The sequence below is a fragment of the Aquimarina amphilecti genome (assembly GCF_900109375.1).
Lineage (GTDB): Bacteria > Bacteroidota > Bacteroidia > Flavobacteriales > Flavobacteriaceae > Aquimarina > Aquimarina amphilecti.
The window spans coordinates 237,189-252,135 of sequence record NZ_FOAB01000007.1 but is presented as its reverse complement, the minus strand read 5'-3'; the positions used below and the strand labels follow the sequence as shown (position 1 = coordinate 252,135).

At 31.4% G+C, this 14,947-nt stretch carries 11 protein-coding genes; 5 read left to right on the top strand and 6 right to left on the bottom strand.

Annotated features, from left to right (window positions below):
- Positions 1–9: 9 nt before the first annotated feature.
- Entirely contained in the window at positions 10–1,107 is a 1,098-nt protein-coding gene (locus BMY33_RS18775; RefSeq protein WP_091411381.1) for a serine hydrolase domain-containing protein, read from the bottom strand.
- A gap of 140 nt (positions 1,108–1,247) precedes the next feature.
- Between BMY33_RS18775 and BMY33_RS18770 the strand changes: the two genes are divergently transcribed.
- Complete coding sequence (locus tag BMY33_RS18770; RefSeq protein WP_091411378.1) at positions 1,248–1,835, top strand: hypothetical protein; 588 nt, start codon at positions 1,248–1,250, stop codon at positions 1,833–1,835.
- Between the two features lie 63 nt (positions 1,836–1,898).
- Here the strand turns inward: BMY33_RS18770 and BMY33_RS18765 are convergent, their stop codons facing one another.
- Positions 1,899–2,621 (bottom strand): hypothetical protein, encoded by a 723-nt coding sequence (locus BMY33_RS18765; RefSeq protein WP_091411376.1) that lies wholly within the window; start codon positions 2,619–2,621, stop codon positions 1,899–1,901.
- Between the two features lie 41 nt (positions 2,622–2,662).
- Positions 2,663–8,758, bottom strand: a complete 6,096-nt coding sequence (locus BMY33_RS18760) for an alpha-2-macroglobulin family protein (protein ID WP_091411608.1) — start codon at positions 8,756–8,758, stop codon at positions 2,663–2,665.
- A gap of 289 nt (positions 8,759–9,047) precedes the next feature.
- On the opposite strand from BMY33_RS18760, the gene BMY33_RS18755 reads away from it, so the two are divergent.
- Entirely contained in the window at positions 9,048–10,400 is a 1,353-nt protein-coding gene (locus BMY33_RS18755) for a UDP-N-acetylmuramate--L-alanine ligase (protein WP_091411374.1), read from the top strand.
- On the opposite strand, the gene BMY33_RS18750 is transcribed toward BMY33_RS18755, so the two are convergent.
- The 3 genes from BMY33_RS18750 to BMY33_RS18740 form a co-directional block, all read right to left on the bottom strand.
- On the bottom strand, positions 10,401–11,000 hold the full coding sequence (locus BMY33_RS18750; RefSeq protein WP_091411372.1) for an FMN-binding negative transcriptional regulator: 600 nt from the start codon (positions 10,998–11,000) through the stop codon (positions 10,401–10,403).
- Positions 11,001–11,005: 5 nt separating this feature from the next.
- Entirely contained in the window at positions 11,006–11,449 is a 444-nt protein-coding gene (locus BMY33_RS18745) for a DUF1569 domain-containing protein (RefSeq protein ID WP_091411369.1), read from the bottom strand.
- Between the two features lie 127 nt (positions 11,450–11,576).
- Positions 11,577–12,023 carry a hypothetical protein gene (locus tag BMY33_RS18740; RefSeq protein WP_091411367.1) on the bottom strand — a complete coding sequence of 149 codons (447 nt, stop codon included), beginning with the start codon at positions 12,021–12,023 and terminating at the stop codon, positions 11,577–11,579.
- Between the two features lie 228 nt (positions 12,024–12,251).
- Between BMY33_RS18740 and radC the strand changes: the two genes are divergently transcribed.
- The 3 genes from radC to BMY33_RS18725 are packed head-to-tail and all read left to right on the top strand — an operon-like array spanning position 12,252 to position 14,939.
- A complete protein-coding gene (gene radC, locus BMY33_RS18735; RefSeq protein ID WP_091411365.1) occupies positions 12,252–12,950 on the top strand; it encodes a RadC family protein in 699 nt (232 codons plus the stop codon).
- A gap of 8 nt (positions 12,951–12,958) precedes the next feature.
- Positions 12,959–14,269, top strand: coding sequence for a polysaccharide deacetylase family protein (locus tag BMY33_RS18730; RefSeq protein ID WP_211482413.1), 1,311 nt, complete (start codon positions 12,959–12,961; stop codon positions 14,267–14,269).
- Positions 14,250–14,939, top strand: coding sequence for a YjjG family noncanonical pyrimidine nucleotidase (locus tag BMY33_RS18725; RefSeq protein ID WP_091411606.1), 690 nt, complete (start codon positions 14,250–14,252; stop codon positions 14,937–14,939). Before BMY33_RS18730 ends, BMY33_RS18725 begins: the two co-directional genes overlap by 20 nt.
- The last annotated feature ends 8 nt before the right edge of the window (positions 14,940–14,947 follow it).

Sequence of the window (14,947 nt, the reverse complement as noted above, 5' to 3'; positions counted from 1 at the left end):
ATGCTTGTTTTATTCGTATTCTTTTTCGAAATAATCCCACAGTTCGTTCCCTAATTTTTCACCGTACATGGAATTAGTAAATACTACATATCCCCATTTTTTTTCGATATCCATCATGTACCAACATGTAAAACCATCATTAGATCCACCATGGAAATAAGTATTGTGATAAGGGGAATCCGCTGTGATAAATCCTAAGCTATAATAAACATTAACTCCCGTAGATAATGTTGTTATTTTGGAATGATGTTTAAATAGTTCTTTATAACTAGATTCTGATAAGATTTTCTTATTCATTACACCAATCATCCACTTAGAAAAATCAATAGGTTCGGAACGAATAGATGAAGAAGAAACGAATATGCCTTTGTCCTTTTTGTACCAATACTCATTTTTCCAATCAATCCAATCACCTTCTTTATTATAAGGTTCTGCTTTATGTTTTAGGGCGTAAGAATCTTCAATAAAAGTAGTATGTTCTAATCCTAGAGGTTTTGCTATTTCTTTCTGGAAATAAGTTTCTAAACCATTCCAATCAGTCCCTAAGATATGTTTTAATACCATTGCTAAATATTGATACCCTTCTCCAGAATATCCGTAATCTGTATCAGGATCAAATTTGATTTTTAATTTTTTGTCATCTTCATTTTCTCTCCAATTAGGAAATCCTGACCTATGACTCAAAATCATTCTGGCAGTTATTCTCTTATAACGTTCATCGTATGCAATATCTTCGTAAGGTAGGTATTCATACATAGGTTTATCCAAATCTAATTTTCCTTCTTCGACAAACTTCATTACAAATGTTGAAAAAACCGATTTAGACATAGAGGCTCCTTCAAAAATTGTTTTGTTGGTAACCGGTAGTTTTTTTTCGAGATTGGCGTACCCTAATGTTTTATGATAAACAACGTTACTATTATTTATTACCGCTATGGAAAGTCCAGGAATATGTAAAGAATCCATACGTGTCTTAAGGAACGTATTAATGGAATCAGACGAAATGTCAAAACCTTTTAGGTTTTTGATGTTGTCTTGTGAGTAACAGTTAATTAATGAGGTGATTAATAGTAGTAAGATGGATTTTTTTAGAGAATCTTTTTTCATTGGTTTTAAGTTTCGCGAACTATACTGGATAACATTTTTTTAGATGTAAGTGTTACAAATTGTCTTTTAGATGATCTTTAATGTAAAGATACGCCTTTTGCGATCTAAAATGTATGTGTAATTATAACGGCTTAGGAATTATGAAAACGCAAGAATATTTTATCAAAAAGATTGATCAACTTAGAGATGAACTTTATTCAGAAATAAATGAGTTCGCTTCTTTGTATCGAAAATACGATGATAAACGTTTAATTTATCCCAAAACAGATTCTGAAATAATGTTTTGTAATGCTACTTCCGAAAAATTCGAAAGCCATAAAATACAAGATGTTTTAATTGATAAAAAGAGGATTTGTATATATCCAAAGTCAGATACCTTTTTACCATATGATTTAATGGATATCATCAATATTTATGATTTAATAATTTTGAGATCAGTTCTTGAAAAAGATAGATCTAGACAAGGTGTATATCTAGAAATACGACAATTGATATATAATCAAAAGTTTTCTGTTAATGTCAATAACGAAGAGATTCAGTTTTTTCTTAAATCTTCTGAGGCATGTGCATTTGATAAAATAAAAAATATAATTATTAATGAGTTTGAAGTTTTTATCTACCCGCAATCAAGTGAATTTGATCCCTTTTCTTTATCTAATGTTATAAGTGAAAATGATCTAAAAGTTTTGAAGATTATTATTGAAAAAGAGCTAAAACAAAACACTTAAAAAACAATTAGTTTTGTAAAGATTTTGTTTTAGCTACTTAGTTTAAATAGTTTCAATTATTTATTAGAGAGGATTGTACTCTTTAGCCTTCCAATTTTTATTATCTAAATCCAAATACTGATAATGTATGACATCCGTTTTGTCAAATTCTCCATCCTTATTAATGTCTTCAACAGTTTTAAAATACAATCTATTGTTAGATATTAATATTTTCCAATTAACTAATTCTTGATAATCTGGGGTTATCTTAGTGAAATTTGATCCATCGATATTGCTGATGTATAAAGATTTTAGATCTTGATAATCTAGAATTTGATCTTGATTAGTGTCTTTATCAATTATCTTATAGAGTAAATATTTTGATTTAGTTCGATCAAACACTTCCTTTAGAAAAGTTACCGATTGAATATTAATTGTCTTTTCTGTTAATGGAACTAGTTTTTCAGAATCGATATGTTGAAACTTTAAATTTGTTAAGTTTCCAGTAATCTGATATTTAGATTGATTGGATACAGAAAAATTGGTATTCTTATAATCCGAAGATCTGTAAGATGTTTTAGACCAAGATTTGCTAATTTTTAAAAAACCAATCGGGTGTATTAAATAATCGGTGCTGTCCATCCGAATCGGCAGATCTGCCGCCTCGATTAAGGTAGTATCTTTTTTTAATTCTGTTGTTTCTTTGTTTTTACCGCTGTTATCATATACTATTTTTGGCTTTTTACCATCAGTACAACTTGCTAGTACACAAATTAAAAGTGTAATTATTAAACTATTTTTTATCATTATATTTTAGTAATCAAATTAATTAGATTCTAGCTTAAAGTCTATTTTACTTTTACTCGTACTCCTTCAGAATGGCTGCTAAACTCTGGTGCATACATACTTTGGATAGTTGTAATTCCATTAGAGAAATCACCTTTGTTATTTACACGTAGATCATATTCAAACACATAAACTCCTTTTGGTAAATAGTCAAAGAAAAAGTTGGTAGAAGCATCTTTAGTGCTTTCATAATAACCTAATCCGTCTTGGTATTTGTATCGTGAGATAACATTAATAGGTTCTAATCCTGATGCACGCATATCTTTCATGTGTACAAATTCCATAGCGCGATCAGATCGTAACTCAATACGAACTCTCACTAAATCACCTAAATTTAGTTCTGTTTTATCGGTTACTTCAGTAATTTCTTCTCCTGTATCCGTATTCTTTTTTAAGAATAATTTTTTCTTAAGTTTTAAAGGGGTTTCTGCTGAGGTAATTTTATCCAGATTCTCAAAATATTGCCAGTACAATGCTCCCCAAGCGATCCCTTTTCCTTCTTTGGTGATTTTGGCAGTTGCCATATCTTTCTGTATCTCATTCCCATTCCAGGATGTTTTGAAATATCCTGTTCCTGCTTCTACTTTTACATCTTCCATGGTACTAGGATCAATTTTTTGATTTCCTAATACGATTTCGACCATATCAGTTACAGATAACCAGTCGCTACCTTGTAATAATAATGCATACACTGCCTCTGTAGTAGCTTTGGTAGTTTTCCATTGATTAGTTTGTTTATTTTTAAGTAACCAAACTTTAAGATTGTCTACAATTTCAGTCTTTTTGGGTTCTTGTTCGATTTCTGCAAAAACTTCAATCATCAAGGCTTGTGTTTCTATAGGAGCCTGATACCAATACCAACTAGCAGTATTAGATTTCCAGTACATACCTAGTTCTTCGCTAGTGATGCTTTTTTCATCTAATGATCTAATGATTTTAGTGGCAGTATTGGTGTCGTTATTTCGATGTAATATTAGCGCTAATAAACCTTGAGGATACAAACCTCTTTTTAACCAATATTTTTTGGATTGTCCTAAATAATAATCCCAAGCTTCATTAGTGTTATTTGCTCTTTTGATATCCGTAAAGAAGCTACGCATATATAGATAATGCATTTGTGTATAACTAAGGTGATCTTTATTAATATCTACCTTGTTACGCTTGCAATATTTTTTAAGCTCTTCGTATTCTTTTATAAATTCTTTGTCTAGATAACGAACTGCTTTTTGAAGCATATTCTGAGTTTTGCTGTCATATTTTGTAACACCTAGTTTTTTAAGATGTCCAAATCCTGAAGCAATGTGCTGAGTGATATAACGATTTTCTCTTCCTTCTTTAAACCAAGGGAAAGCTCCAGAACCATACTGCATTTGCTGTAATTTATTAATAGCATTTTGCAATTCATTATTCATCTTATTAAGATCGAAAAGTAATGCAATGCGTTTCTTTTGTTCTGTTTCACTTTGTGCATCTCTTAACCAAGGTGTCTCTTGTATGATTAGCGATTTTAATTCTTGATTTTTCTCTAGATTGCTAAGTAAAGCATCCGTGTTTTTCCACTGATTGAATACTTCCTGAATTCTTGGGTTAGAATTAGCAATATGGCTTGCTAAAGAATTTGCATAATATCTAGAGAATGTTTGTTCGGCACATTCGTATGGATACTCCATTAAGTAGGGTAGTGCCTGTACAGCATACCAAGCTGGATTAGATGTCATCTCTAATGTGAGCTTATGATTTTTTAATGTAGTAGATGTGTTGTTTTTTAATTTATCTAATGTAAATGTCTTGGTCTGATTAGAACGGATCCACATAGGTAATGTTTCTGTAACCAGCATTCGGTTTGATAATACAGGTAATACATTCTGTTCTCCATCAGAAAATTCACCAGCTTTCGCTATAATTTTATATTGTACCGTTTGTACAGTAGAGGGAATCGAAAGTTCCCACGATACATTAGTATTTCCAGCTGCTTTTACAGAAAAATCTTTGCGAATACTAGTGTTCTGTAAATCGGTATCAATTGATTTACCGGTCAAAGCATCTGTTAATTGTAACTCGATAACTCCACTAAGATCTTTAGAAGAAATATTAGAAACCTTAGAACTCAGGATAATCTTATCACCTTCTCTAAGAAATCTTGGAGGATTTGGTAAAATCATTAGTTCCTTTTGGGTAATAGTTTCTAATAATTGTGTTCCAGTATTTAGCTTTTTAGTATGTGCCAATAGTTGCACTTTCCATTTAGTCAATGCCTCTGGAGCAGTAAAATTAAAACGTATGTTACCTTCTGCATCCGTAGTTAACTTCGGAAAGAAAAATGCAGTTTCCTGAAGATTTTTACGAATCTTAACTCCTTCTAGGGATGGTTCTTTTTTCTCTTCATCTTGTTCATTCTTTTCAAAAGTACCTCCCAAAATTTCTTTAGAAGATTTTTCTTCAACTTCGGCTACTTCTTCCATCTCTGCATCATCAGCGACCATTTCCATAGATGCCATGGGAGCAGAAGCTAATTTTCTGCTTTTTTTACCTCGTACACCAGAGGCGAAAGAGTCCATTCGGTAATTGTATGAATTTCCAAAATACAATCCAAACCAATTTAATTGATCATATCCCTGGTGTTGAAAACTAGCGATCCATAGTTGTTGATCATAGATATTAAAATTCCCTTTAGCAAAACTTTTGGTTGCATTTCGTTGTGAGTACGAATAGTAAATAGGTCTATTGATAGGATTAAAATACCATTGATGCGGCTTAAATTGATCTAAAGAGGCATCATACATACTGGCTAGTAACTCTGCAGTTACTTTATCTCCTTTAGGTCCTTTTACAGTAAAACTCCATGTTTCTTGTTGTCCTGGTTGTAACTTATCTCTAAAGGTGTTAGTTTCTATAGTAAGCGCTGTCGGTTCATACGGAACTGCAATCGGGACAGTACCGCTTTGATAGGCATTATAATTTGCAAAACTATATGTAACAGCAAAACCACCTAGATCTTCTTTATTTACGGGTATTTTGATAGTCTTACTATTGTTAGATAATTTAATCAGTTTAGTTTCAATTACCTTTTGATTTTTTTCAATATCTAAAGTGATTGTAATATCTTCTGAGGCAGAACTTAGTTTTAGTATAACTTCATCTCCAATTGCGTATTCACCTTTGTCCGTTGTAATTTCGAACAGCTTGCTATCGGCTATAGTTTTATCAGATTGGTCATAGATATTTATATATTTTATATCCTTTACTTCTTGCCCAAATCGATCTTTAGTTTGAAGTTCTATTACATACTTACCAGTTTCCCATTTTTTAATGGTTTTTAGCAATATATCCTTAGTTCCTTTGGTATTGTCTTTAGTTTCTTTAGTATCATAGACTTTTTCCAAAATTAGATTTCCTTTTTCCCAGTTCCTATAATCATCTTCATTTTTATAGGCATCGTGCGGGAATAATTTCTTGAATTCTTCTTTGGTTACATTACTATAATCAGGAGCTTTCCAAGGGCGAACGCGTAAAGGGCATTCAGGTGCTTGTAGTCTGTAAATTTTTAGACTTCCTGTATTTGCTATAAATTCATTGTTCAGGTTTTGAGTAGTAATATTTAAGATATTGTCTTTTTTGGTTTTATCAATTTCGGAATCAATATTAATAGATGCCGTTAATGCATGATACCCTACATTTACATAAGTCGTAGCGCTTCTGGTTTCTCCATTAATATCGGTAACATCCGCTATTACTTTATACGTAAAAGTAGGTTGATTATCTTTTGAAACACTTTTGTCTGGTAAAGCAGCGAATGTAATGTTGTATTCTCCTATATCATTGGTTGTGGTCTCACCGTGTGTGATTTCTTGTTCTTCGCTATTTCTAGGATACCAATAACACCAACGAGGATACTGTATTTGTCTATATACTCGGTATACTACTTTAGCGTCTGTAATATTGCTACCAGCATAAGCGGTAGCAGTAGCCGTAAGTTTAATGCTATCATTAACTCTATAGGTTTCTGTAACTGGATTAAATGTTGTTTCAAATTTAGGGCGCTTGTATTCTTCTACAGAAATATAGATGCTATTGTAATTATCTGTTTGAATGGAATAATTACCAGTTAATCCAGAAGAAGGTAAAATAAATTCTCCAGCAAATGATCCATATTCATTTGTGGTAAAGTTAAGAAGCGTAATTTCTTGTCCATTTACATCAATAAGTTTGGCAAAGGTTGGTCTATTAGCTACTACTTTAGGATCTTCTTTTCCTTTGGTAGCCATCATAATTCCCTTGAAATATACAGTTTGTCCAGGTCTGTAAATACTTCGGTCTGTAAAAAGAAAAGTAGAATATCTCGTGCTATTGTCTGGTTGACTATCACCTCCATATTGATTAAGATATATTCCTTTAAAATTTGCTTTATCCGTACCCTTAGTAACAGTTGCTAATACATTGTAGTAATAACCTTCTTGAGAAAAGAACGCTTCTCCTTTTTCATTAGTGGTTAGCGTTTTATTTAAACTATTTCTTCTACTATCTGCGAAGAGTTTAATCGAAGCATTAGGGATTGGTATTCCATTATTTCTATCGATAACCTGAAACTTAGTTTCTTTTGTTGTTTTGTTTTCTAAAAGAGTAAGATTAGTGACTTGTAGATCTCCAAAAGTGAATGTATGATCTACGTTTAATTCTTTGGTAATTGATCCAACAATAATATACGATCCTTGCTCTAATGAAGGAACGGCAATTTCCATGTTATGGTTTTGGTAATCTTTTTTGTCAATAAATTTTGACTCCCACGAATGAACTTCTGATAATTTGTTTAGAAATGCTACCTTCTTTTTTGGTTCATATATTTTCTGTAAAGATTGTATTTGATTTTGATTAGCCTTTAATACTTTAAAATGTAGAAGTTCAAGGTTTTTATAGTTTACCAGAAGCCTAGATGGTTTGTTAATAGGGATATAACTTTCTAACTTTATAGAATTAACTTGAGCATCAAGAATCTGTTCTTTTTGATATGCACAATTAATAGCTCCTCTGGATTTAGGATATTGCGCGATAGCTGCTTCACAAACTTTCAGCGCTTTTTGAAGCGCCCAACGATGGGTTTCATTTTCTTCAGGAATATAAGTAGCGGCCTGTGTCTGATAGAGTGTTACGATCTCATAGTCATATAGGGTGGAGGATGGGCTGTTTTTATGTTTTTCTTTTTCCGAAAGAAGAGTTGCTAATAAAAGTTCTTGTTTGTCATTAAAAATTGCGTGGTCATGAATGAATTTTAAACGTTCAATATTTACTTCGATTAATGCATCAGGTTTTTTATCTCTCTTATGAAGATTGATAAGACTTTGGTATATTTTTAAAGCATGAAATTGTAGTGACAAAGAATCTTTTGTATTCAGTTTAATTACTGAAAAAGGTTCGTGGTCATTTAAATAGTCCGGAGAATCAATCTCAAAAGCATATGCTGGTTTAGTAATACTGGTCTCCGACGTTTTATAAAAAGCTAAAGCATTATGTGATAGAAAATCAAAGAGTGTAGGGCGGTATTTTTTAGAATCTGTAGACTGTGATAAGATATCATTGAATTGTGTTAGATCTGTTTGCTGCGCTAATAAGCCGTTTTCCAATGATTTCTGATAATATAAATGGATTTCGGCGAATAAAGTTTCTAAATCCCAAGTTCTAAAATCTTCTTTGTCTACTTTCTCAGAAGTTTTAGTACGATTATAAAATTGCCATCTATGTTCTTGGAAATATTGCCAATACATATTAGCTAGAATACTTTCTAGGATATTTCTACTAGGGAATTTACTGCTAGAAATCTCACTTTTAAATTCTTGAATGATATTTAACTGAGCATTCTCTTCTAGAACTAAGTTGTACTTAGCCTTATATATTAATGCTTTTGTAATTTGATTAGTATTATTATTTTTTTTGGCTTTTGTATGGATAGTTTCCACGATTTCTAAAGCGGATTTTGGTAGTCCTTGTTGGTCGAAATCTTCTACTTTTTTCCAATCATCTTGATAATTATAGTTGTTCTGAGCCATCATATAATTTAGGTTAGTAATAAAGAGTATGAAAACAAGAATGATATATTTTTTCATCTGTTTGATTTTTTTTGTGTTTGTTAAAACAATAATACAAGTCGTATACCACATATTTTTAGGTATAAACTTGTAGAAAGTAAATAACTATATAAAGCTACATAATTGCAACGATAAATTAGGGAAAACCTTGTTTTGATTAGTTACTATATTATTTTAATGAGGAAAATGATCTTGTAATGAACTAAATATACGGTTAAATAAAGCTGTTCTTTATTTTTTCATTTCTACATACTTTTATTATTCATTGTAGGTTGTATCTTTACTTTTTAGAATCAAGGATATAATTATGCGTGTACATTTTATTGCTATAGGAGGTAGTGCGATGCACAACCTAGCTATGGCACTGCATCAAAAAGGATATAAAGTAACAGGAAGTGATGATGTGATTTTCGAACCTTCGAAATCGAGATTAGATAGGTTTGGCTTATTGCCAGAAAATTTTGGTTGGTATCCACAGAAAATCACTTCAGACATAGATGCAATCATACTAGGAATGCACGCTAAAAAAGATAATCCAGAGTTGCATAAAGCACAAGAATTGGGTTTGACTATATACTCGTACCCTGAATTTCTGTATGAACAGTCTAAGAATAAGACACGAGTGGTAATAGGAGGTTCTCACGGGAAAACTACAATAACTTCTATGATTCTTCATGTGTTACACTATCATGATAAAGAGGTGGATTATATGGTTGGAGCTCAATTAGAAGGGTTTGATACTATGGTTCATCTAACGGAAGAGAATGATTTTATGGTTTTAGAAGGAGACGAGTATCTTTCTTCTCCAATTGATAGAAGACCTAAATTTCATTTGTACAAGCCTAATATTGCATTGCTTAGTGGAATTGCTTGGGATCATATTAATGTGTTTCCAACATTTGAAAATTATATTGAACAGTTTCGGATTTTTGTGGATAGTATAGTTCGTGGTGGGAGTATAAATTATAATGAGGAGGATTCTGAAGTGGCTAAAGTCGTAGAGAATTCAGAAAATCAAATACGAAAAATACCTTATAATACACCGGAATATAGAGTGGAAAACGGAGAAACCCTTTTGCAAACTCCAGAAGGGGAGATGCCTATTGAAGTTTTTGGGGCTCATAATCTAAGTAATTTAGCAGGTGCTAAATGGATTTGTCAGCATATGGGTGTTGACGAAGATGAGTTCTATGAAGCCATAGCTTCTTTTACGGGAGCTTCTAAAAGATTAGAAAAAATAGCCGAAAGTAATAGTGCTGTTGCTTATAAAGATTTTGCGCATAGTCCATCTAAAGTCAGTGCAACAACTAAAGCGGTTAAAGAACAATATAAAGATAGAAAGGTTGTCGCTTGTTTGGAGTTGCATACGTATAGTAGTCTTAATGCAGAGTTTTTAAAAGAATATGAAGGCGCATTAGATTTTGCAGATGAAGCAGTAGTTTTTTATTCGCCTAATGCGGTAAAAATAAAACAACTGGAAGAGGTATCTGCGGATCAAATAGCAAAAGCATTTAATAGAAAAGATCTTATTATTTATACAAATCCCGAAGAGTTTAAAACATACTTGCGTCAGAAAGATTTTACTAATGCTGCTTTGTTACTGATGAGTAGTGGTAACTATGGAGGACTAGATTTTGATGAGGTAAAAGAGATGATGTAATTAAAAATGCTTTTTAAATAATCCATTTACAAAATCAGCAACACTTTTTTGATTATTTTTAATCAATTCTTGTTTTGCATTTTCGATATCTGCAGGTACCTTGTCCTGACTTAGTTTAAATTTCCCTTCCCATTGTTGTACTTCAATCTCGAAACAGTGTATATAGGGAATCAAACGATCCATTCTTGGATCTTCAATGGATAAATTGAAAGCTTGATTAGGATTTTCTAAAAAATCGGTCATAATAACCATAGATTTTTTTATCACTTCAGGGTCTTTTATTTCTTCTACAGTTCCTGTAGCGTGCGCTATAATATAGTTCCAAGTAGGTAGTTGGTTTGTTGTATATATAGATGGTGAGATATATGTCTGAGGTCCCTGAAAAACAACTGTAATAGGATGCTTACCTTTTAGTAAGTGTACGTGGGGATTATTAGCATCTATGTGTCCTACAAGTTTATCTCCGTGAAATATAAGAGGTGCGTGTGTAACAAAGGGTTTTGTTTCTTGAGCAGAAATTAGGATAGCAAAAGGGTAGTTAATTGCTACGCTTTTGATGTTCTCATTGTTATAGTCTTGATGATGTTTAGGTGGATACACAGAGACTATACGTTAAATTGTTGTAAATGATGATCTAAATGCTTGTATTGCATTTTTCCCCATTGATCTTTTGTGAATTTTCCAAACATAGGATGCGGATCCCATTCTGAAATGGTTCTTTTTTCAGAGAACTCGTTAACCAAATTTATAAGATGTTTTTTTTCTTCGTTAAAAACTTTGGTATCTACAACTTTTAGTTTTGGATGTGTAGGTAGACTCTTTCTCCAAGGTTTGTCATTGTACAATGATTTCTTAAAGAATATTTTAGCTAGTAAACTAGGTTTCATCGACGGATAATCTTTTTTAAGAGCAATCTTAAGAGGAAACTGACAATGATAAAACATTTGTGAAATATCCATTTTACCCCATGAAGGAGTACTTTCAGTAGATAATTTATGAATACGTTCTTCTATTTCGTTTTTTGTAGTTTCATCAAAAAGAGATTTCATATCAATAATATTTAGTATCCAATACCCAAAAATAATAGAATTATTTTAAAAATAAGGTATAGCTATACAATGCTAGTGTTACTAAATAACTTTTTGTGAGATATTAATCGATAAAATAATTTATTATCTATCCGACTTTTTCAAAAACTAGCTTAAGAATACCTTCTAAATCTGCATTGGCAGAAATATCTGCAGGAGTTCCTAAATTAATCATTAAGGGCTGTTCTTTAATTTTTCCCATTAGGAAAAATTGAAAGGTAGTTCCTGATTTAAATTTGAAACCTGTAAGTTGAGATCCAAAAGATGTAAAAGTCACAGCTGTCTTCGATGTATTTTCTGCTCCAAAGGCATCTATAGTAGCATCAAAAACTGCAGTTAACATATCATCACTATAGTAATCCCATTTAATAGATGTTCCATTACAAGCTTGTAGTTCATATTCTGATTGTGCTTGACATCCTCGGGGAACTTGTATGTGATTTCCTACTAGGTTTAGAAAACTAATACGTTTCCTGTCTTGTCCATAAAAACTAATAGTGGCCAATAGTAATACGAAAGTAAAAATGTTCTTCATAAATAGGTTAATTTGAAGTTGTTAAATTCTATGTTTTTAGATTATGGGTGGTCAAATATAGTAAAACTTTCATTTTCAAACAAATATATCCAGCATGAATATTTAAAGATCGACACGATGATCTATGTTTATTTGTGTTTTTTAAGTAATAATATCTTGTTTTTGAGATAAATAGTTTATACTTATAGATTGAAAGATTTAGGGAATTAAATTATATAAAAAACATATATGAGTGAATATAATTCGTCGTTTTCTATTAGGGAATGGAACGAAAATGATCGACCAAGAGAGAAATTGTTGGTTAAAGGGAAGAATTCGTTGAGTGATTCAGAACTAATTGCAATTTTAATAGGTTCGGGTAATAGAGATGAAAGTGCTGTGGCTCTAAGTAAACGAATTTTAGCAAGTGTTGATCATCAAATTAATTCATTAGGAAAGCTGTCGATAAAACAATTGATGAGTTTTAAGGGCATAGGAGAAGCTAAAGCTATATCTATAATTGCAGGTTTAGAATTAGGAAGAAGGAGAAAGGAAGAAGGTGTCCCATCTATTCCCAAAATTACTAGAAGTAAAGATGTGTTTGATGTACTTAGTCCTCATATTGGAGATTTAGAACATGAAGAGTTCTGGGTGTTATATCTGAATAATTCAAATAAAATTTTGCAGAAAAAACAAATAAGTATAGGAGGAAAAACAGGAACATTAGTAGATCCTAGAATTGTATTTCGATATGCGTTAGAGTTTAATGCAACGGCTATAATATTAACTCATAATCATCCTAGTGGATCATTAACACCTAGTTCATCGGACAAATTATTAACACAAAAATTAAAACAAGCTGGGCTTAGTTTAGAGATTAAGTTATTAGACCATTTGATAATAACAGAAAAGGAGTATTTTAGCTTTGCAGACGAAGCAATACTATAATTGAAAATATGTTATTAGTTTATGTTCAGAAAATAACTCCTAGAGTATCTTATACTTTTAAGCATATTTGTAAACGAATTATGGGATTGGAAGTAGACTTCACTTCTAAAATAGAATCTTTTATAGCACATGACGGACCTAAACTATCTTATGGTAAACAACCTTTAGGTAAAGAACTCTATTTTCAAAGTGTAGATTTACTTTTTGAGCATGGATTTAATGAAGTTGATGTTCAGGTAATTTCTTGGGAAGATACTCAATGTTTCTTTCAAGTTAAACATCCAGATACAGCGTTGCCTTTTGATATTTTTGCAGCTACTTTTTATTTGTTAACTAGATATGAAGAATATCTTCCGCACGTAAAAGATGAACTTGGTCGATTTACGGCTACAGAAAGCATAGCCTATCAGAATGATTTTTTGCAAGAACCGGTGGTTGATATCTGGGCATTTAAATTTAAAAACATTTTACGAGAGAAGTATCCAGATATAGAGTTTCAAGAAAAAGAATTTAGAATATATCCTATTCTCTATATTAATCAAACCTTTGCATATTGGCAAAAAGGAATTTTACGATCAATAGGTGGAGGTGTACGGGATTTATGGCAGTTAAAAATAAGTGAGGTTACTGATAGGATTAAAGTAATGTTAGGAATCAAAAAAGATCCTTATAATACCTTTGATTTTGTTATTAATCTACAAAAGAATAAAATAAGGGATTGTCTCATATTTTTTGGTTTAGGCGATTACACGAATTACGAAAAGAATATTAGTCATAGTAATCCAGAACACATAAAGACAATTAAACATGTTTCTGATTATGTTGATATAGGGCTTAAAGTATCTTATGATGCTATATCAGATTTGGGAATATTAAAAGAAGAAAAAAAGAGAATAGAGAACATAGTGAATAGACAATTAGTGTATTCCTTGTGTTCTTTTTATAAAATAAAATTACCAGAAGCTTATAGAAATTTTATTGAGTTAGAGATAAAAGAAGATTTCTCTATGGGATATCCCGAGCATGCAGGATTTAGAGCCGGTACTTGTACTCCTTTTATGTTTTATGATTTGGATTATGAGGTACAAACACCTTTAGTTATATATTCTTTCTGCTGTACTCCTAAAAGTTTTGATAAGGCAGAAAACGAATTTGCAGTAAAACAAGAATTACAAAATTATATTGAAAAAATAAAAAAAGTAAACGGATTATTTATTCCCGTTTTTAGTAACGGTTTGTTCAGTGAGCTTACTGAGCAAAGTTTTTGGAAATCAGTATTTGAGTTTATATGGAATGAAGATGAAAACAGAAAAAATTGAGCACATATTTTTTGATTTAGATCATACTCTTTGGGATTTTGATAAAAATTCTACTTTAGCTTTTCAGTTGATGTTTGATAAATTCCAAATTTCAATTCCAATTGATAATTTTTTAACTGTTTATCAGTCTATTAACTTGCGTTATTGGAAGTTGTTTAGAGAAGAACAAGTTACTAAAGAGGAACTTCGAAGAGGCCGTTTGATAGAGGCTTTTGCCTTTTTTGATAAGAAATTTCCTTTAGAAATCATTGATGCTTTATCAGATGATTATATTAATTTTTTGCCATTAAATAATTATCTTATTACTGGAGCAAGAGAATTGTTGACGTATCTAATGCCAAAATATCAACTTCATATCATTACGAATGGATTTAGAGAGGTACAAAACACAAAGCTTTCAAACTCTGAAATCAATCATTATTTTAAAACGGTTACTAGTAGTGAAGATGTGGGGGCAAAGAAACCAAATCCAATAATATTTGAACATGCAATTAGGGTTTCTGGCGCTAATATTGTTAATAGTTTAATGATTGGAGATAATTATGAAGCTGATATTGTTGGTGCAGAATCATTGGGAATTAAAACGATATGTTTTAATTATCATAAAGAGAAGTTACCAGAAACCACAATACAAGTTTCTGAATTATATGAAATAAAAAAATATATTTAGTAATAATT